The organism is Rickettsia endosymbiont of Rhinocyllus conicus, from assembly GCF_964026465.1.
Classification (GTDB): domain Bacteria; phylum Pseudomonadota; class Alphaproteobacteria; order Rickettsiales; family Rickettsiaceae; genus Rickettsia.
On sequence record NZ_OZ032155.1, the window covers coordinates 546,390 to 565,243 of the forward strand.

The window sequence follows — 18,854 nt, forward strand, 5'->3', positions numbered from 1 at the left end:
TAATTATGACAATAATGCGTTGCTTTTTTTGAATAGGATATAAATTATACAGCAAACTACTGCACAATTAATTACTTTCTATAATTGAGCGGATAAGGGTTTCTTTTAGACCAGTCAGCTCAGCAATAACGGGAATTTTGAAACCTTGAGAGAACATCTTTTTTGCTATCATCACCGCTTTATTATACTCACCTTCCCGCTTTCCTTCTTGCTTTCCTTTTCGTTTTCCCTCATCTATATACACATCTGCTATAGTTTTCATAATGTTATCCTTGTGTTGTGGTGATAAATATTTATCAAATACTTGCACTAATCTCGGTTGTTGCTTTTTTGAGATCTTTGCATCAGTATACCATAAAAACGATTTTAGGTAAATATAACCTTTTTCTTTATCAAGCATTATAACGTGATTAAAATTTGCTAAAAATTGCTCCCATAATTGAATCATATCACGTTCATATATATGTTTAAGTATATATTCTAACATTCCGATGTGCTTTTTCTTAACGATTTCATTATCTGACATGGCTTGTAAGTCTACTAGCTGATAATCTTCCATCATTAGTTTTTTTGCCATTACGCTATTATTAACCCACCAATTAAATACCTGACTTAAGAGGCATATTTAACATCATCGGCTTGGAACAATTTTTGTATATGTTTAGGATTGTTCTGTAAGCAACGTAAATAAGATTTAAGATTGTATTTTAACTCATCTTTTGTAAGAGGTATATGTTTTCTATTTACATTTCTTTTTAAGTCATTATTTAAGTATTCATCTGGATTATGTTGTGGAGTATAAGGAGGCAAAAAAAACAAAGAAATTTTATCTTTATGCTTATTTGTCCAGCTGTATACTTTTTTACTATGATGTACTTTTAAATTGTCTAATATTAAAAAGATCTTCCTTCTTGCAGATTTCACTAATCTTCTTAGAAATTCTATAAATATATCTGTTTTTAGTGTATCTTCATATAACATGAACCTTAGTTTACCATTGTTCGTAACAGTTGATATCATATTTATAGTAAATCGTTTTGATTTATGAATAACTACGGGTGTTTTGCCTTTTAAAGAATAGCTCTGTAACACCTGACATTCTGATTTTATACCCACTTCATCACACCAGTGTATTTCAGCTTGTTCCATTTGTGCTTGTTTTACTATTGCGGGATATTCTTCATCTAGCCATACTTGAACTTGTTTTGGCTGTTGCTCATAAGCTAATTTCTTTGGTTTTTGTGCAGTATATCCCCATCTTCTTAAATATTCTCCAATCGTACTTAATGGCAAAAAGAAACCACAGCATTTTTTAATCAGGGCATTAATAGCTTTTCTTGACCATAGTGCAGATTTGATATTGTGATCTTCTGGTCTAGAGTGATTTATATAATCTTGTATTTTTTTACCCAGCATTTCATTTATTATTCTTTTCTCTCCTGTCTTTCTTCCTCTAGACTTGCCAGTTATTGCATATTTATCACCTCTTCTTCTTTTGTTAACCCAGTTACTAATAGTCTGACGTGTTACTCCTATAAGATTTGATACATCTGATTGTTTTTCTCCTTTATCAATTGCTCTTAATGCAACTTTTCTTAAAGCTGCTTGTGCACTCGTTGATAATGTCCTAAAATCTTCTTTTTTTAGCATTATTTCATTCTAACATTATATTTTAGTATTTGCAACTATTATGTCAGGTATTTAATTGGTGGGTTAATAGTAAACAAATCCCATAAATTCCGAGGAGCGTTATAAACTTGCTTACCATTATAAATAACTAAGTTATATACTAACGGCAATTTATTCCTTTTTTCTTTATGCCGTTCACATAAGAGCAAAGTATATTTCCATAATCTTAGAGCAGTCCAATAATCCACAGTTGATTGTGCTTCAATTAATATATACACAAATCCCTTGCCATATTCTTTCGTTTCAATTCCATAAACTATATCACTGTATTTTTTACTTAGAGACTCTTCAATATAGCTTTCTTGTTCTACAGTTATTTTTGATAAATCTATCAGTTTTTTAAAATCCTTAGGTAAATAATATTCTAAAAATTCTTGTGCCGCTATTTTATCGGTCATTATTATTTTTACTAAGGAATCATGCTTTAATTTTTTGACCACAAAATCTAGTAATTTTTTGCGGCGTATTTTATCCTAATTTATATATGATGTCTATATTTATTTAAACTTAAGGTTTAACATCAATAATACAAAATAAACTTCTATTTACATAAAGCTTTAGTAAAACTTAGGCGATGATAAGGGGATAAGCCATATTCTTTTATAGCCTGAGCATGCTCTTTTGTGCCATAACCTGAATTTTTGTGCCATAAATATTGCGGGAATTCATTACTTAATTCTAGCATTAATCGGTCTCTAGTAACTTTTGCTATAATAGAAGCAGCAGCAATCGATATTGATAAATTATCACCGTCTATGATGCTGATCAATCTTTTATCGCTGAATTGCATGTTACCATCAACTAAAACTATTTCCGGCTTAGTACTAAGGTTTTCCGCAGCAAGAAGACAAGCTTTTTTCGTTGCTTCTAATATATTAATCTTATCAATCTCAGTGTGTGAGATAATACCGGTTGCCCAATTGTAATTAGCAGTTATCTGTTCATATAATAACTCTCTCTTCTTTTTAGAAAGTTTTTTAGAATCCTTAATGCCAGCTATAATATTGTTTTGATCCACTATTACAGCGGCAGCTACTACTGGTCCGGCTAGCGGTCCTCTGCCAGCTTCATCTATGCCAGCTAGAATGAAATTTGGGTATTTTTTTTCAAAATGTAATATATCTATTTCCATAATTGTATTTTTTATATTTTTAATATATGATAAAGCAGTTTATGAGTTACAAATAAAGTGCAAAATTATTTTGAATTGCTAGGGTTAGAGCAAATTTATAATATTGATTTGAAGATATTAGAAAAGCAATATTTTTCTATGCAGATAAAATATCATCCTGATAAAGCCAAAAATTTGCAAGAAAAAGAGCAAAATCTTATTATAGCATCAAACCTAAATAAAGCTTATTCTACCCTTAAAGATAGTTTAAAGCGTGCTGAATATATGCTGCTTTTATATGGTGTAAACTTAAATGATGAGAAAGTACGCAGTAAGCTTTCTGCTCTTGAGTTAAGTATATTCTGGGATGAAATGGAGCTTATAGAAAATACTAGCTCATATAAAAGTTTAGAAGAAATAAAAAGTAAATATGAATTAATGGAGAAAGCAGAAGTAAATTTTTTAGCTGAGTCTTTCAAAAAGCAAGATTTATCAGATGCGACTATCAAAACTAGTAAACTTAAATATATTCATACATTGCTGAGTAAGCTTCAGGAAAAAATGAAATTATGCAAATAATAGAAATTAGAGAACCAGGGCAAGCAGAATCTAAACAAGAAGCTAAAATAGCTGTGGGTATAGATTTTGGCACTACTAACTCGCTAATAGCTATTTCAGCTGGTAAAAAAGTTAAAATTATACAAACTGAAGATAATAAAGAATTAATCCCAACTACTATAGAATTTACGAATAACAATATTATAGTAGGTAGTAATAAAGGTTTACGTTCAATTAAAAGGTTATTCGGCAAAACATTAAATGAAATTCTAAATACTCCTGCTCTTTTTTCTTTAATTAAAGATTATATAAATGTAAATAATCAGGAACTTAAATTAAATTTTGCCAATAAGCAAATGCGGATTGCTGAAATTGCAGCAGAAGTTTTTATATATCTAAAACAACAGGCAGAAAAAGAGCTTACAACCGAAGTAACCCAAGCTGTTGTTACTGTTCCAGCTCATTTTAATGATGCGGCAAGAGGGCAGGTGATGCTTGCAGCAAGGCTTGCAGGCTTAGAGGTTCTAAGGCTAATTGCAGAGCCTACTGCGGCTGCCTATGCTTACGGATTAAATAAAAACCAAACAGGTTGTTATCTTGTATATGATTTAGGTGGTGGTACTTTTGATGTATCAATTCTAAATATTACAGCAGGTGTTTTTCAGGTTATAGCAACAAGTGGTGATAATATGCTTGGCGGCGATGATATAGATAAAATCATTGCTGATTATTTTTGTAATAAATTTAACTTACCTGATAACACTGATACTCTACAGTTTGCTAAAAAGGCAAAAGAAGCATTATCGAACCAAGATAATTTTGAGTTCAATAATATATCGCTTGATAAACAAACATTTGAACAGTTAATTACCCCTATAATAGGTCGTACAATCAATATAGCCAAAGAATGTTTGGAAATAGCAGGAAATCCGAACATAGATGGCATTATTTTAGTAGGTGGTGTAACTCGTATTCCGTTAATCAAGGATGAATTATATAAAGCTTTTAAAGTAAATATTCTTTCAGATATTAATCCTGATAAAGCTATTGTATACGGGGCTGCACTGCAAGCAGAGAATTTAACAACACCAAATATAGACTCATTATTGATTGATGTAGTACCATTATCTTTAGGTATGGAGCTATATGGTGGCATTGTTGAAAAAATTATCATGCGAAATACTCCGATCCCTATTTCTGTGGTAAAAGAATTCACAACTTATGCTGATAATCAAACCGGCATACAATTTCATATACTACAAGGTGAACGTGAAATGGTAGCAGACTGCCGTACTTTGGCTAGGTTTGAGCTAAAGGGACTTCCTCCCATGAAAGCAGGAAGTATTAGAGCGGAAGTTACTTTTTCTATTGATGCTGATGGTATATTATCTGTTTCTGCTTACGAAAAAATAAGTAATACCTCACATATCATAGAAGTGAAGCCAGATTACGGGATTGATACAAGTGAAGTTGATAAGGTTTTAGAAAATGCTTATAAAAATGCTAAACTAGATCATGCTGCAAGATTATTACAAGAAACAGTTATTGAAGCTGAATCTTTGATTTTTAATATAGAACATGCTATTAAAGAATTAGTAGATTTGCTATCAGAAAACGAAAAGCATATAATCAGTAGTTTATTAAATAACATAAAGCATGCAATAGATGCACGAGATCGTGCTTTAATTAATAATGCTGTTAAAGATTTTAAATCTAAAACAAAAAAATCTTTAAATACGAAGATTAATGTAGTAATTAGTGATTTATTGAAAGGTAAAAATATCAATCAAATTAAATAACTTACTTCTAAAGGTAAAATTTGTACGTCAATCCGTTACTCGCATCCTTACGTACGTTTATGTATGCTGCGTTCCGTGTTTCCTGCAAATTCCTCTTTATAAGATAAGTTATATGAAAAATCTAAGGAAGAAAGAGGATAATGTCAAAAACAATAAAAGTTACATTTGTTATAAATAATGGGGAAGAGAAAATAATAGAGGCACCACTAGGGCTTTCTATTTTAGAAGTTGCTCATAGTAATAGCATAGATCTTGAGGGGGCTTGTGAAGGTTCTCTTGCCTGTGCTACTTGTCATGTTATTTTAGAGGAAGAATTTTACAACAAATTAGAAAAACCTAAGGAAGAAGAAGAAGATATGCTTGACTTAGCCTTTGGTCTTACGGATACTTCTAGATTAGGGTGTCAGATTATTTTAACTGAAAAATTAGACGGTATAAAAGTACATCTCCCTTCTGCTACTCGTAACATAAAATGATGGATTAAAAAAGTGATACGTAAAATACTTATTTTTGTTTTCTTAGCCTTTACTATAGTATGGTTTGCTGCTGCTTATACTTTGAAAAACAATGTAATAAATTTAATTAAAAATTCTGAATCGGATAATCTTAAAATATCATATAATACAGTTAAATTTTCAGGATATCCGTTTCACTGGAAAATTACTATAACAGATCCAAAAGTAAAATTAATAGATCATGTAAATTCTAAAGAGCTTTCAAGTGAAAATATTGTTTTAAATATTAAGTTTAGTACTAAAAAAGCTACTTTAAATTTTGGACCATTTATTAAAGAAGTAGATAATTACGGCGATAAAACATTCACCTATGATATGCGTAGTAAAGAGGATATAAAAGGAATAGGGAAATTTAATAAACCTTTATATAAAATATCGAAAGATGATGATCTAAAAGAAGTAATAAAATCGATTCAGCTTAATAATAAGTCATTATTAATATTCAAAGATGATGAAGAGATTTTTAAAATTAATGATTTAGCTTTCTTTATTTCTAAGAAAAATCTAGCAGATAGCGAAGATATTTCATTGATTTTAAATATGAATTATGATTCTGAGAAGAACATAGCTAATTTTAAAAATGCTACTTTAGATATTGCTGCTTTATTAAAATTTACCCCAGATGGTGAAAATTCTGCTATTTTACAAAATTTTAATATAGAAAAATTTGTTTTTAGTTGTGATCATAACTCTAAAATCAATCTAAATGGTGCTTTACAATTTTTTGCTAACAAATTACCACAAGGTAAGTTATCATTTGAGCTTGAAAACTATCACTCTATTATTGATAAGTTATTACCTAATAACATTATGTTTTCTAAAAAGTTTATTAAAACAGTTATAGCTAAAGCAGTTAATAAAGCTTCCGATGAAGCTGTAGTTAAAGAATCAGATAACTTAAATCCTGATTATTCTAATATAGAAAAAGCTAAGTTTGATGTTGAATTTTCTGAAAAAGGAATAAATATCGGCTCTATTAATTTACTTGAGTTAAAACTTGGTGATAGTAAAGAAGAACAGCAGCCTGAAAATCATGCGAATTAATTATATGAATAACCTTAAATTAGTATTATATAGCTTTGTTTTTAGTATAATTCTTACATGTAGTGATATTTATGCTGATCAAAAGCAAAAAGTTTTTAAGATTGGTACTGGCTCTATTTTGCAAGGTTATTATTCTATAGGTCTTGATTTATGCAAAACAATTATAGGAGATGAAAAAAATAACGAAAATATAGTATGCGAAGTTGTTGCAACAAATGGTAGTATTGAAAATTTAAAATTATTGCAACAAGGTAAAATCGATTTAGCTTTAGTGCAAGCAAATATTGCAGTAGAAGCATATGATGGAATAGGTTATTATAGCGATAAAGGAAAAATGCAAAATCTACGTCAGCTACTGAATTTGCATGATGAATTTTTTACAGTTATTGTAAAAGATGAGGATAAGATAAAGTTTTTTGCTGATATTGATGGAAAGAGAATAACTAGTGGTCCAGAATATTCCAGCAGCAATATTACTTATGATGCAATGTGTTCTCTATATAAATTTGCTAAAGAACCAATAAATACTGATATTAATTACGAAGATTCTATCGATAAATTCTGCCAAAAAGAAATAGATGCTATAATCATGATGGTTGGGCATCCAAACCCTTTAGTGAATTTAATTGCTAATAGATGTGAAATTGATTTTGTTTCAATTGAAAACGATAAAATAGCAGAGTTAATACAACAAAATAGAGCTTTTCGCAAAGCGGAGCTTCATAAAGGCTTATATCCAGGTATTACAGATGATCAAACAACTGTAAAAGTATCAGCAATTTTAGTAACTAGAAATGATGTAGATTCTAATATGTTAGATAAATTTATTGGTGCTTTTCATAGAAATGTTGCAAGTTTTAAACTTTCTAATTATTTATTGAACAATATTAACATTAACTATTTTGCCGATACTCAAAACTTTGTTTTACCAAAACATGACTCGGTAAGAAATAGAGAATAACTATTTATTAGAGTATTATATAGAAATACTATGTTTAAAAATATACTTATACCTATAGACTTAGCAGATAAAAAGTCTGTGAAAGCTCTTCTTTCTAAAGCTTTAATGTTTGCAACAGCTTCTCAAGCAAAGCTACATTTTATATATGTGATTTCTGATTTTGGTATGAAAATGGTCGAAGATTATTTACCTAAAAATTGGATTGCAGAAAAAAAAGCAAAATATCAAACTCAAGTAAAAGAGCTTATAAAACAATATGTACCAGATGAAATTGAAGCTGATTATTACATAGGTAGCGGTGCTGTTTATGATGAAATAATTAAGCGTTCCAATGATATCAAAGCTGATTTAATAATAATTTCAGCAGTTAGACCGCAGCTAAGAGATTATATGCTTGGTCCTAATGCCTCTAAAATCGTTCGTCACTCTAGTATATCAGTCCTAGTAGTAAGAGACGAGTAATTAAACCTCGTCTATTAACTCTTCATTTACAAAAAATATATTTTCTATTTGCAAATAAGTAGCTAATTAAAAAATAATTTATATTTTCTATTATTAATAGAAAATATAGTTGACATTTTAGAAAAGTTAGCTAAAATCCTTTGCAAGGATAGCAGTAATGCTATCCTTGGGTATAGAAGCCCTTGATCACAGATGGTTAGCATCATCCATTTAAAAATGCTCCTCAACTTTGTCATGGTTGGGGAGATAGTAGCTATGTACAAGGTTTTAAACCTAAAGGCTGTTATAACTGTTCTGTGACGGTTCTTCTAACTCCCCGGCCACCAACGTTATGCTCTTTGGTGGTTAATTTGAGTAATTTAAACTTTGTACACAGAACCATTAACCGGTATGGTACGGCATATTTTATAAAGTTTGATACAAGTGAATTTACGCTGTGTAGACTTATCTTGAAATTTATCTTGTCTGAAATTTTATAAAATATGCTTTAAATAGTATATAACTTTCTTATATTTTTATTTGGAATTATAAGTCAATTAAACCATAAATAACTTTATCTAAGGTGAAATCTGCTTTTCACCTTAGATGTTCATTATTATCTAAAGCTTTTTGAAAAAGAAGCACATATACCGCAATTTGGCTTGCCAAATCTTGAAATATTAAAGGTATACATTAATAAAACTAACTATTTTCTCATCTTAAACAATTCATATTAGAAATCTTCATAAAGCCTAGAAGTATAATCCTTAAATATTGGATTTATTCGGAATATACTTATGATAAGCTGAAATATCGTTGCTTATTTGCAACTCACTATTAGGAGCTAACTATTATGGATATTTAGTTCAGAAAATGATATAATAAAAATATTAAATAGAATAGTAAAAGAGATATGTACAAAGTTAATCCAAGAGTAGATTTAGCGTTTAAAAAAATCTTCGGAGTAGAGGAGAATAAGGATTTATTGATATCACTTATTAATTCAATAGTTAGTGAAAAAGATCAAATTGTAGAAGTAACGCTTCTTAATCCATATAATCCGAAAAATTTTGCAGCAGATAAATTATCTATTCTTGACGTCAAAGCTAAAAGTGAAACTGGTAAAATGTTTAATATCGAAATACAAGTGACCGATGAAGCTGATTATGATAAAAGAGCCTTATATTATTGGTCTAAATTATATGCAGAACAATTAAAAGCCGGTGATGACTATTCGAAATTAAATAAAACAATAGGTATTCATATACTAAATTTTACTAGTATTCCGAATACTGCAAACTATCATAGTGCCTTTGAGTTAAGAGATAGAGTAACCGGCTTAGTATATTTTGAAGATATAGAGTTACATACAATAGAACTAAATAAATTTACTAATGCTAAAGAAGAGCTAACAGATATAGTAAAAAAGGTTAAAGATTCTCTTGATATATGGCTAGCTTTTTTAACTCGCCATGATTTATTAAACAAAGATAAGCTGCCAAAAGAATTGGATAATAAAGTTTTAAAGAAAGCCTTGACTGTACTTGAGGTTATGAATTTTAACGAGGGGAAGAGCGAAACACTTATGAAGACCGCTTAAAATGGCTTATGATCGAAGCTAATACCTTAAAAAAAGCAGAAGTGAAAAAAGCTGAAAGCAGAAATTTAGAAAGGATTATTTAAGCCAAGTTTTCCGTATGTTTCTGAATTATCTATGGCTTTTATTCCTTGTTTGATTAGGCGTAATATGTAATACATTCCTGCCCCGAAAACAATCGTATATACTACTATAAAAGCCATCAAAGAAATAAATACATATTTGCCTAGCACCGGTGATGCCATATCGGCAGTTCTTAAAATATTATAGACAATATAAGGTTGTCTGCCTACTTCAGTGACAAACCAGCCGGCTAAAACTGCAATAAAGCCTGATGGTGACATTAAAATATACCAATATTGAAACCATTTAGCATTATATAATCTTTTCTTTAAATAAAGATATAATCCGGCGATGCCAGTAAATACCATTAAAAAACCAATCCCGACCATAATACGAAAGCTATAAAATACTGTAGCAACCGGTGGACGTTCGTCTCTTGACCATTCTTTTAGTCCTTTTATTTCACCATCTAAGCTATGAGTTAAGATTAAGCTACTAGCATATGGTATTTGCACAGCATATTTTGTTTTTTCCTCTTCTTTATCCGGAAAACCAATAATATTTAAAGCTGCCCCTTTTTCTGTGTCCCAAATTCCTTCCATAGCCGAAACTTTAACAGGCTGATATTTAAGAGTATTTAAGCCATGCTGATCACCAATAAATACTTGTACAGGAGCAACAAATAGTGCCATTAATACTGCCATAAAAAGCATAATTTTAGCATGTTCTTTATAGCGATTATTTAGCAAATAAAAGCTCCCTACGCCGCCAATAACAAACGAAGTGGTTAGATAAGCTGCCGTAAGCATGTGAAGAAAACGATATGGGAAAGAAGGATTGAAGATAATCTCAAGCCAATTTAAAGGATAAAAAAGCCCATCATCCCTAATTTCAAAGCTGGTAGGGGTATGCATCCAGCTAATGGCTGAAAGTATCCAAAAAGCCGAGATAACAGTGCCAATGGCAACTATTAAAGTAGAAATAAAATGTACTTTTTTGCTGACTTTATTAAAGCCAAATAACATGATGCCGAGAAAGGAGGATTCTAAAAAGAAAGCGGTAAAAACTTCAAAGCCGAGTAATGGACCAAGTACGTTGCCTACCTTATCAGAAAAATTCGACCAATTAGTGCCAAATTGATAGGACATTACGACGCCAGAAACTACGCCCATACCGAAAGTAACTGCAAAAATCTTTACCCAGAATTTATATATTTCCTGATAAACAGTTTTTCCTGTTTTTAACCATAACCCCTCAATGACTGCCAGAAAGCTTGCAAGACCTATAGTAAATGCTGGAAATATGATATGAAAGCTTATGGTAAAAGCAAACTGAATTCTTGATAATAATACTTGATCAAATTCCATATATTACAAAACCATAACTAATAAATTTCTGTATTTGATTTAATTATCCGCCTTTGCTATTATCAAATTCTATCTGATTAGTTTTAACAAATTTTCCTTTTTCGGAGTTCCAATTATAATGAACATTTACTATTCTTACTTCTATAACATTAACATCACCGTTTGGCAATTGCGTAACATCATATCCTTTACGGATAGAATCAGTAATTAACAGGCTTGCTTGGCAAATATATTTTACATCGAAGAATGGAGAATTATCATCTTTCATGTCTTCTTGTTCTTCTAAAAAATTATTAGATAATTCTTTTTCTTGCATTTCTAATGATTTTGAGTTTATTTTCTGATTTTTGTAACACTATTTAATACAAGAAGCAAGAGTTTTCAATATATTTAATAGTTTTAGGTATATTTTTACAAAAAATTAAGTTAAATACACTGCTTTCTTAAAATATGAGGTAACATTATAGTGATAAAATATCCTACTTTATCCAAATCGACGCTTAGTTTAGGTATTTATTTTTTAAAATTCGATAAAGTTAAAATTCTCTTATTAACTGCTAGTTGTATCATATTTGGTATGATTCCGGCAGTTGATAGTATATTATTGCAAAAGATTATCGATTTAATTGAGTCATTTAGTGACGCTAATGCATATAATCTTTTATCTTCAATGATTTATTGGGCAGTATTTTATGCCCTTTGGTGGGAGGGAATTAATATCGCTTACCGCTCATACGATTATTTATATTTAAAAACCATGCCGGTTATTAAAGGAAAGATATTAAATGAGCTTTATAATTATACCCAGTATCACAGCCATAAATTCTTTCAAGACAATTTAGCAGGGCATATTAGCAATAGAATTACTGAGACTGCTAGATCATTTGAAATGATAATTTTGATATTTGGTGAGAAAATTCTCCGTAAGCTTGCAATTATTGCTTTTGCATTAGTTGCTCTATATTCGGTACATTATATTTTTGCCACCATATTTATTATATGGATTACAGTTTTCTTAGGGCTTAGCGTTTTATTTTCAGGTAACATTAATAGATATTCGCTAAATTATGCACGAAGCCAATCGCTTGTCGCTGGTAGTATTGTTGATGCAATCAGCAATATTAATGCGGTTAGAATGTTCACCTCACATAAATTTGAGCGTCAACATTTGGAAACAAGAGTAGAGAATGCCGTAGCTGATGAGCAAACTATGCAGTTTTTTATGTTCAAGCTGCGTTATGCTCTTGGCACTTCCTGCTCGATAATGATTTTTGTCATGATTTACTACCTCTCAACACTTCGTAGTGAACTCGCTATAACCATAGGTGATTGTGTGCTGGTGTTAACATTATGCATAAATGTGTCAGATAATATTTGGGATTTAACCCAAGAAATCGGTGATATGTTTGAACAAGTAGGAGCTTTTAACCAAGGTCTATCGTTAATGGGACCACATATTATAACCAATATAGAAAACGCCTCTCCTTTAGATATAAAAGACGGCATCGTTGAATTTAGAAACGTTACCTTTAATTATCATCATAATAATAACTTATTCCGTAATAAATCAGTATTAATTCCAAGTAAGCAGAAAGTAGGATTAATTGGGTTTTCTGGATCAGGTAAAACAACTTTCATTAGCTTAATTACCAGATTACACGACATCGAAGATGGTATGATTTTAATTGATGGTCAAAATATCAAAAATGTAACGCAAGATTCTTTAAGAAAAGCTATTAGCCTTATCCCACAAGAACCGATACTTTTCCATCGTACTATTTTAGAAAATATTAGATATGGTCGTAAAGAAGCATCATTTGAGGAGGTAGTTGAAGCAGCAAAAGCCGCTCATATACATGAGGTGATTAGTAAGTTACCAGAAGGGTACGATACTATGTGCGGCGAGCGTGGCAATAACCTCTCAGGTGGTCAGCGTCAGAGAGTTATTATAGCAAGGGCTATCTTAAAAAACGCACCTATCCTAATTCTTGATGAAGCAACAAGTAGTCTAGATAGCGAAACAGAAAGCTTAATTCAAGAATCAATGGAATATTTAATGCAAAATAAAACTGTGATAGTTATTGCTCATAGATTATCGACTTTGCTTAATATGGATAGAATTTTAGTTTTTGATAAAGGTAGTATCACTGAAGACGGTAGCCACTCAGAGCTGTTAAAAAATAGTAAGCTTTATCAAAAATTATGGAATTCACAAGTGAAAGGCTTAATAACCTAGATTTATGGGTAATGAATTTTCGCTTGATATTAAGTGTACAAAATCGTCATGAGTTCGGCGAATAAAATGAGCATGGCAATCTTATGAAACAGTATGATACTCCTGAGATTGCCACGCTCACTCGCAAGGCATTGTTGTGTAGATCGAAAAACGTGATCGGTGTCATCTAGTTGCTTGGGAACTAGATCCAGAAAATAATAAAAAATACTAATTTTATTAGTATTTTTAACTGGCTCTAGTTCATAAATCACGGGATGACAGGGGAAAATGGTCCACGCAGGCAATGCCCACTCGCAATGGCGTATTTAGTATTTACGTAACAAAATCACTAAAACCCGCTTAAGCTATTAGGACCAATAACAGCAGATGTAGCGTTAGTACTAAATATTCTAGCTGCTGTTTGTATAATATCCTCGGCTTTTATATTCATGATAATTTCCATAATCTCTTCAGGAGAGATATATTTACCGAAAACAGCATAATTTTTGCCTATCTCTTCTGATTTATAAGCTACTTTTTCCTGAGCCATTTGTAAATTACTGCGGATTTGTGTTCTAGCTCTTTCGATCTCTTCTTGTTTTACTTGCTCTGTCATTCTCTTTATTTCATTCTTCAGCTCTGCGGCTAATAGCTCTAATTTATCGTGAGCTGTACTTGCATAAATAGTAAATACTCCGCTATCAAAATAGGGACTATTATAACTCCCTACAGCATATGCAAGTCCTAATTTTTCACGAATATGTTGGAATAATCTTGAAGACATCCCACCGCCAAATATTATAGCAAGTAGCTGAGTTTGGTAAAGCCTTTCTAAATTAATGTAAGATGTTCCTTCAAATCCTAATATTAAAGTAGTTTGTTCTAAATCTTTATTTATAAAGCTATGACCGCCTATATATTTTGCAGGTGAAAAATTACTTTTCTTTCCTTGTGTTAAAGAAGAAAATAAACGTTCTGCTTCTTTTACTATTTCTTCATGGTCAACATTACCTGCAATCGATAAATAAAAGTTCTCAGCATTATAATGTTTACCTGTAAAGTTTAAGAAATGATCCTTATTAAAAGTCTCAAGGGTTTTGCTTGTTCCAAGTATCGGTTTACCAAGCGGCTGATCTTTAAACACACTATTATAAAACTTTTCATATACTAAATCATCAGGATTATCTTGAGCATGTGCTATTTCTTGCAAAATTACCTGATACTCCTTTGCTATCTCTTTTTCAGCAAAAGCAGAATTTTGTACTATATCAGCAATTATTGCTAGTGTTTTATTACAATTTTCAGATAACATTCTTGAATAATATACTGTCTTTTCATGACCGGTATAAGCATTAAAATGTCCGCCTATAGAATCAAACTCTTCAGCTATTTGCTTTGCTGTTCTGGTTTTAGTACCTTTAAAAGCCATATGTTCAAGGAAATGTGATATTCCTTCTTCTTCCGGATTTTCATAACGGCTACCAACTTTGGCTATCAAATTTATTGCTACCGAATTAACATAAGGCATATTATATGTTAAAATCGTTAAACCATTCTTTAATTTACTAACGTTAAAATTTTCTTTCATAATTACTTTTTTATTTTCTAAATCGTCATACAATATTGTCATCCCGTGGCTTGTCCACGGGATCTTGTATAACAAACTGTGTCTTGAGATCCTGCGATCGAGTTGCGGGATTACATTGCAGTGATGACTCTCTCAACTTCGCAAGCCGCAAAAATCTTGCAAAAGCAAAAATCATTGAATCTACAAAACCATCAAAGCCGAACACAAAATATCTTCTAATAAAAAATGCTTTGAAAAACCACCATATCATTTCGGTTGCTATTCGAATATTCGATGGTTTTTTACCCTGCTTAATTAAATCTTTTGCTTGCTCACCGGAATAAAAATTTGCTTTAGCTACTAGCTGCTCGATCGAAGTACCTGAATAGTGATAAGCAGCTTCATTTAATGTATAGATTTTATTTGCAAAATCAACATCCTTATTAAACACTACCGAATCATGAGTGGTGCTATTTATAGTATTTGCAAAACTAGCAAATTTTTTATTATACAATCTAGTGCATTTATTATAAGGGGCAAAAATTCTAGGGTGTGTATCATTACGATGCATTATTAAAAGCTTTATCTGATAAGCCAAATAACGATCTTGATTTTGAGAGGCAAAGATATATTCTATTTCGTCTTGCAACTCTTTAGAAAGTTCTTCATCAGCATCAATATTAAGAATCCAATCGTTTTTACATAGATCTTCAGCAAAAGATTTCTGCCCTACATAACCAAGCCATGGCTTTACTACTACCTTAGCTCCTAAGCTTTCAGCGATTGCTACAGTCTCATCAGTACTTTCGCTATCTACAACTATCACCTCATCAGCAATGTTTTTTACGCTATTTATAGCCCGTTCTATCCTTGCAGCTTCATTTTTAGTAATGATAAAAGCTGAGATTTTGTTCATAATACTTACACCGTCATTGCGAGGAAATTACGTCAGTAATGGTACGTACACAATCCAGTTAAATAATCTCTTCATATAAATCTCTCCATTCTTGATTTATTTCTTCAATAAGTTCCAACTTTCTTTTTCTTGAACCGCCTTTTATTTGCTTTTCCCTTGTGATTGCTGATATCATAGTGTCATGTAACTCATAAAACACCAGCATTTTACAATCATACTTTTTAGAGAATCCTTTTAAAAGTTCATTTTTATGCTCATATATACGTTTAGTAAGATTAGAAGTTACTCCAACATACAGAGTACCATTTCTTTTGTTAGTAATAATGTATACTACTGGTTGTTTCATAATAATGTCATTGTGAGCAAAAAGGAATATAGAAACAGAAAAATAAAAAAAAAATGCTAAAAATTAGCATTTTTTAACTGGATTGCTTCGTCAATTACTAACGTAATTTCCTCGCAATGACGAACATATTTAAACCAGCTCGTGCTATTTTTTTAGCATCTTTTTGTGCTTGTTTAGTATAGGCTCTGTGAACATTTCTAAAAAGATTTAATTTCGGCTCTTTTTTGCTGCAAATTATAAGATTTTTTTGAAATATGAATAACTATTCCGGCAAAAATCTTATTAATTTTCGCTAAAAAATAGCTCAAAATTGAAAATCAATTAGAAATGTTCACAGAACCTAGCGAATTATATACATTTATAAAAAATTACCAATCTAGTTTATTGCTACACTTTTCTATTGGTTCTTTTCGTCCTTCGGTTATAGACTTATGCATATTTGGAATAGATAGTAAATATAAAGTTTCTTCCATATTACGATAATCTTCTTCTGAAATTAATACTACCTTGCTTTTCTTACCTTTAATATAAATAGGTTTATGTATACCCCTAATAAATGAAGAGTTGAGTATACGAAGATCAACTTGGAAAAGAGCAAGGAGTATATAAGTCGAGGAGCGGAGCATACAAATAGTACGTGAGCACCACAGATCTTATAAGACGACGTAGCCAATTTTTCAAGTTCATCGAGTATACTTATGTTTTCCTATTAAAAACCTAATTAGCTTTAATAGCATCACTACTCAAAATAAATTTCTTTATCTTCTCAAAAGCGGTGTTTTCTATTTGTCTAATACGTTCTTTAGAAATATTATATTCACTACTTAAAACATCGAGAGTTTTAGGAGTATCTTGCAATTTACGCTCTGTTAAAATACGTAATTCTCTGGCGTTTAAAACTTTCATAGCACTAGATAATAAAGCTCTCTTATGAGTCATATCTTCTTTACTAATGGCTATAGCTTCAGGGCTTGGGCGTGTTTCAGGTAGTAATTCTATCAATTCACCTGAACTTGCATCATCATTATTTATAGTATTATTTAATGATAAATCAGAACCGGAAAGCCTGATATTCATATCAGAAACTTCACTAACTGAAACGCCTAATTCATCAGCGATTTGGACAAAATCATCGCTTGTAATAGCTCTTGAATATAAATTAGTGATTTTATTTTTAATTTTACTAAGGCTGAAAAATAATTTTTTCTGTGCAGCAGTCGTACCCATCTTTACTAATGACCAAGATTTTAATATATATTCTTGAATAGCTGCTTTAATCCACCACATAGCATAAGTTGATAAACGAAAACCAAGCTCAGGATTGAATTTTTTTACTGCTTGCATTAAACCTATATTACCTTCCGATACTAATTCGGTAACAGGAAGACCATAAGTTCTATAACCAGTTGCAATTTTTGCAACTAACTTAAGATGGCTAGTTACTAGCTTATGTGCCGCTTGCAGATCATTCTGCTCTAAGTAAGATTTAGCCAGCAAAAACTCTTCTTCTTGCGTTAGTGAAGGAATTTTGTTAATTTTCTGTAAGTAGCTATAAAAGCCTGATTCACTAGAGATTGCTAATGCATTAATATTACTAGTCATTACTAACCTTACCAATTAATTTTCTTTATAATATCATATATATGTTCTAAAATAAACTATTTCTAGAGTATTTTTAAATAAAATCAAATAATGTCTAAAAAATCTAATAAAAATTTAGCGTTTTCCTTATTAGGACTAATAATTAGCATGGTACTACTTAGCTTTGCTGCCGTACCGCTTTATAACTTATTTTGTAAAGTTACGGGATATGGCGGTACTACTAATAGAGAAACAGTAAGTATCTACTCTAAAGTCAAAGGAACTAGACCTATAATTATTGAGTTTGATGCTAATGTCGATAAAAATCTACCTTGGCGTTTTATTCCAAGACAGCAGAGAGTGCAGATTGTTCCGGGACAAAATACTTTAGTTTTTTATGAAACAGAAAATTTAAGTAGTAACGATATTATAGGAACTTCAATTTATAACGTTACTCCTAATAAAGCAGGAAAATATTTTGTAAAGATTCATTGTTTTTGTTTCGAAGAACAATTATTAAAAGCCGGTGAGAAAGTTTTAATGCCAGTCACGTTTTATATAGATAAGGATTTCGAAAACGATCCTGAAATGAGAGATGTAAAAGTACTTACCTTGTCTTATAGCTTTTTCAAAGTACGAGATGTTAAAAAATAAGGAATTATCAAAACATAAGATTTTAATTAATTGATTAATTCTATTAAAAACAGTAAAATCTAAGAAAACAATTATTTTTATGATAGTACAGAAAAGTTATATTGATAATAATGGTAGACTTGCAATTCCTATAAAAGTTAGGAAAAAGTTAAAACTCAAAACAGGTGATGAGGTAACAATAAAATATAATGATTCAGAATTAATAGTATCAACTTTTCATTCAAATATAGAAAAAGCCCGAAATATATTAGATAAGTATAAAAATATTGATCTAAATAAAGAATTAAAGCTTATGAGAAAGTATGATTCTGATGTCATTCCCGCGGAGGCGGGAATCCAGAAAAATAATAAAAAATACTAATTTTATTAGTATTTTTTAGCTGGATCCCGTGAATAAATCACGGGATGACAGGGGAAAATAATCCACGCG

At 30.8% G+C, this 18,854-nt stretch carries 20 protein-coding genes and 1 pseudogene; 10 read left to right on the forward strand and 11 right to left on the reverse strand.

Features of this window, described 5'->3' with window-relative positions; genetic code table 11:
• Positions 1 to 67: 67 nt before the first annotated feature.
• The 4 genes and pseudogenes from AAGD54_RS02895 to AAGD54_RS02910 form a co-directional block, all read right to left on the reverse strand.
• A complete protein-coding gene (locus tag AAGD54_RS02895; RefSeq protein ID WP_341794962.1) occupies positions 68 to 577 on the reverse strand; it encodes an Rpn family recombination-promoting nuclease/putative transposase in 510 nt (169 codons plus the stop codon).
• Positions 578 to 612: 35 nt separating this feature from the next.
• Positions 613 to 1,650: an IS630 family transposase gene (locus AAGD54_RS02900; RefSeq protein ID WP_341794233.1), complete on the reverse strand. Its 1,038-nt coding sequence runs from the start codon at positions 1,648 to 1,650 to the stop codon at positions 613 to 615.
• A gap of 68 nt (positions 1,651 to 1,718) precedes the next feature.
• Positions 1,719 to 2,129: pseudogene (locus AAGD54_RS02905) on the reverse strand (Rpn family recombination-promoting nuclease/putative transposase); the annotation flags it as partial.
• A gap of 101 nt (positions 2,130 to 2,230) precedes the next feature.
• Positions 2,231 to 2,821, reverse strand: a complete 591-nt coding sequence (locus AAGD54_RS02910; RefSeq protein WP_341789036.1) for a ribonuclease HII — start codon at positions 2,819 to 2,821, stop codon at positions 2,231 to 2,233.
• Positions 2,822 to 2,878: 57 nt separating this feature from the next.
• On the opposite strand from AAGD54_RS02910, the gene hscB reads away from it, so the two are divergent.
• From hscB to AAGD54_RS02950, 7 genes are all read left to right on the forward strand, one after another.
• The gene (gene hscB / locus AAGD54_RS02915) at positions 2,879 to 3,379 is read left to right on the forward strand and encodes a Fe-S protein assembly co-chaperone HscB (RefSeq protein WP_341789037.1); all 501 of its coding nucleotides are present in this window, start codon (positions 2,879 to 2,881) and stop codon (positions 3,377 to 3,379) included.
• Positions 3,370 to 5,157, forward strand: coding sequence for a Fe-S protein assembly chaperone HscA (gene hscA / locus AAGD54_RS02920; RefSeq protein ID WP_341794963.1), 1,788 nt, complete (start codon positions 3,370 to 3,372; stop codon positions 5,155 to 5,157). Before hscB ends, hscA begins: the two co-directional genes overlap by 10 nt.
• 140 nt (positions 5,158 to 5,297) lie before the next feature.
• Positions 5,298 to 5,633 carry a ferredoxin family 2Fe-2S iron-sulfur cluster binding protein gene (locus tag AAGD54_RS02930; RefSeq protein WP_341794964.1) on the forward strand — a complete coding sequence of 112 codons (336 nt, stop codon included), beginning with the start codon at positions 5,298 to 5,300 and terminating at the stop codon, positions 5,631 to 5,633.
• Between the two features lie 12 nt (positions 5,634 to 5,645).
• Entirely contained in the window at positions 5,646 to 6,716 is a 1,071-nt protein-coding gene (locus tag AAGD54_RS02935; RefSeq protein WP_012151758.1) for a hypothetical protein, read from the forward strand.
• A 4-nt stretch (positions 6,717 to 6,720) separates the two neighbouring features.
• Positions 6,721 to 7,677, forward strand: coding sequence for a TAXI family TRAP transporter solute-binding subunit (locus AAGD54_RS02940; protein WP_341789042.1), 957 nt, complete (start codon positions 6,721 to 6,723; stop codon positions 7,675 to 7,677).
• Positions 7,678 to 7,707: 30 nt separating this feature from the next.
• The gene (locus tag AAGD54_RS02945; RefSeq protein ID WP_016948239.1) at positions 7,708 to 8,139 is read left to right on the forward strand and encodes a universal stress protein; all 432 of its coding nucleotides are present in this window, start codon (positions 7,708 to 7,710) and stop codon (positions 8,137 to 8,139) included.
• 892 nt (positions 8,140 to 9,031) lie between these two features.
• Complete coding sequence (locus tag AAGD54_RS02950; RefSeq protein WP_341794965.1) at positions 9,032 to 9,718, forward strand: Rpn family recombination-promoting nuclease/putative transposase; 687 nt, start codon at positions 9,032 to 9,034, stop codon at positions 9,716 to 9,718.
• A gap of 65 nt (positions 9,719 to 9,783) precedes the next feature.
• On the opposite strand, the gene AAGD54_RS02955 is transcribed toward AAGD54_RS02950, so the two are convergent.
• Positions 9,784 to 11,145 (reverse strand): cytochrome ubiquinol oxidase subunit I, encoded by a 1,362-nt coding sequence (locus tag AAGD54_RS02955; protein WP_341789045.1) that lies wholly within the window; start codon positions 11,143 to 11,145, stop codon positions 9,784 to 9,786.
• 43 nt (positions 11,146 to 11,188) lie between these two features.
• On the reverse strand, positions 11,189 to 11,461 hold the full coding sequence (locus tag AAGD54_RS02960; RefSeq protein WP_341794966.1) for a DUF2671 domain-containing protein: 273 nt from the start codon (positions 11,459 to 11,461) through the stop codon (positions 11,189 to 11,191).
• Between the two features lie 150 nt (positions 11,462 to 11,611).
• On the opposite strand from AAGD54_RS02960, the gene AAGD54_RS02965 reads away from it, so the two are divergent.
• Complete coding sequence (locus AAGD54_RS02965) at positions 11,612 to 13,381, forward strand: ABC transporter ATP-binding protein (RefSeq protein ID WP_341794967.1); 1,770 nt, start codon at positions 11,612 to 11,614, stop codon at positions 13,379 to 13,381.
• A gap of 328 nt (positions 13,382 to 13,709) precedes the next feature.
• Here the strand turns inward: AAGD54_RS02965 and AAGD54_RS02970 are convergent, their stop codons facing one another.
• The 5 genes from AAGD54_RS02970 to rpoH all read right to left on the reverse strand — a co-directional run bounded on the left by AAGD54_RS02970 (position 13,710) and on the right by rpoH (position 17,791).
• Positions 13,710 to 14,948 (reverse strand): pitrilysin family protein, encoded by a 1,239-nt coding sequence (locus AAGD54_RS02970; RefSeq protein ID WP_341795167.1) that lies wholly within the window; start codon positions 14,946 to 14,948, stop codon positions 13,710 to 13,712.
• A gap of 25 nt (positions 14,949 to 14,973) precedes the next feature.
• The gene (locus AAGD54_RS02975) at positions 14,974 to 15,843 is read right to left on the reverse strand and encodes a glycosyltransferase family 2 protein (RefSeq protein ID WP_341794968.1); all 870 of its coding nucleotides are present in this window, start codon (positions 15,841 to 15,843) and stop codon (positions 14,974 to 14,976) included.
• Positions 15,844 to 15,901: 58 nt separating this feature from the next.
• Positions 15,902 to 16,189 carry a GIY-YIG nuclease family protein gene (locus tag AAGD54_RS02980; RefSeq protein WP_341789049.1) on the reverse strand — a complete coding sequence of 96 codons (288 nt, stop codon included), beginning with the start codon at positions 16,187 to 16,189 and terminating at the stop codon, positions 15,902 to 15,904.
• A 368-nt stretch (positions 16,190 to 16,557) separates the two neighbouring features.
• Complete coding sequence (locus tag AAGD54_RS02985) at positions 16,558 to 16,815, reverse strand: type II toxin-antitoxin system Phd/YefM family antitoxin (protein ID WP_341794969.1); 258 nt, start codon at positions 16,813 to 16,815, stop codon at positions 16,558 to 16,560.
• Positions 16,816 to 16,906: 91 nt separating this feature from the next.
• On the reverse strand, positions 16,907 to 17,791 hold the full coding sequence (gene rpoH / locus AAGD54_RS02990) for an RNA polymerase sigma factor RpoH (protein WP_011477198.1): 885 nt from the start codon (positions 17,789 to 17,791) through the stop codon (positions 16,907 to 16,909).
• Between the two features lie 90 nt (positions 17,792 to 17,881).
• On the opposite strand from rpoH, the gene AAGD54_RS02995 reads away from it, so the two are divergent.
• On the forward strand, positions 17,882 to 18,424 hold the full coding sequence (locus tag AAGD54_RS02995) for a cytochrome c oxidase assembly protein (RefSeq protein ID WP_341789050.1): 543 nt from the start codon (positions 17,882 to 17,884) through the stop codon (positions 18,422 to 18,424).
• 79 nt (positions 18,425 to 18,503) lie between these two features.
• Positions 18,504 to 18,785: an AbrB/MazE/SpoVT family DNA-binding domain-containing protein gene (locus AAGD54_RS03000; RefSeq protein ID WP_341794970.1), complete on the forward strand. Its 282-nt coding sequence runs from the start codon at positions 18,504 to 18,506 to the stop codon at positions 18,783 to 18,785.
• Positions 18,786 to 18,854 lie beyond the last annotated feature (69 nt).

Excerpts from the sequence above, each read along its gene's own strand:
- rpoH (WP_011477198.1), bottom strand. The coding sequence starts at position 17,791 with ATGACTAGTAATATTAATGCATTAGCAATCTCTAGTGAATCAGGCTTT.
- AAGD54_RS03000 (WP_341794970.1), top strand. The coding sequence starts at position 18,504 with ATGATAGTACAGAAAAGTTATATTGATAATAATGGTAGACTTGCAATT.
- AAGD54_RS02980 (WP_341789049.1), bottom strand. The coding sequence starts at position 16,189 with ATGAAACAACCAGTAGTATACATTATTACTAACAAAAGAAATGGTACT.
- AAGD54_RS02900 (WP_341794233.1), bottom strand. The coding sequence starts at position 1,650 with ATGCTAAAAAAAGAAGATTTTAGGACATTATCAACGAGTGCACAAGCA.
- AAGD54_RS02945 (WP_016948239.1), top strand. The coding sequence starts at position 7,708 with ATGTTTAAAAATATACTTATACCTATAGACTTAGCAGATAAAAAGTCT.
- hscA (WP_341794963.1), top strand. The coding sequence starts at position 3,370 with ATGCAAATAATAGAAATTAGAGAACCAGGGCAAGCAGAATCTAAACAA.
- AAGD54_RS02895 (WP_341794962.1), bottom strand. The coding sequence starts at position 577 with ATGGCAAAAAAACTAATGATGGAAGATTATCAGCTAGTAGACTTACAA.
- AAGD54_RS02950 (WP_341794965.1), top strand. The coding sequence starts at position 9,032 with ATGTACAAAGTTAATCCAAGAGTAGATTTAGCGTTTAAAAAAATCTTC.
- AAGD54_RS02985 (WP_341794969.1), bottom strand. The coding sequence starts at position 16,815 with ATGCTCCGCTCCTCGACTTATATACTCCTTGCTCTTTTCCAAGTTGAT.
- AAGD54_RS02955 (WP_341789045.1), bottom strand. The coding sequence starts at position 11,145 with ATGGAATTTGATCAAGTATTATTATCAAGAATTCAGTTTGCTTTTACC.
- AAGD54_RS02970 (WP_341795167.1), bottom strand. The coding sequence starts at position 14,948 with ATGAAAGAAAATTTTAACGTTAGTAAATTAAAGAATGGTTTAACGATT.
- AAGD54_RS02995 (WP_341789050.1), top strand. The coding sequence starts at position 17,882 with ATGTCTAAAAAATCTAATAAAAATTTAGCGTTTTCCTTATTAGGACTA.
- AAGD54_RS02930 (WP_341794964.1), top strand. The coding sequence starts at position 5,298 with ATGTCAAAAACAATAAAAGTTACATTTGTTATAAATAATGGGGAAGAG.
- AAGD54_RS02940 (WP_341789042.1), top strand. The coding sequence starts at position 6,721 with ATGAATAACCTTAAATTAGTATTATATAGCTTTGTTTTTAGTATAATT.
- AAGD54_RS02910 (WP_341789036.1), bottom strand. The coding sequence starts at position 2,821 with ATGGAAATAGATATATTACATTTTGAAAAAAAATACCCAAATTTCATT.
- AAGD54_RS02975 (WP_341794968.1), bottom strand. The coding sequence starts at position 15,843 with ATGAACAAAATCTCAGCTTTTATCATTACTAAAAATGAAGCTGCAAGG.
- AAGD54_RS02960 (WP_341794966.1), bottom strand. The coding sequence starts at position 11,461 with ATGCAAGAAAAAGAATTATCTAATAATTTTTTAGAAGAACAAGAAGAC.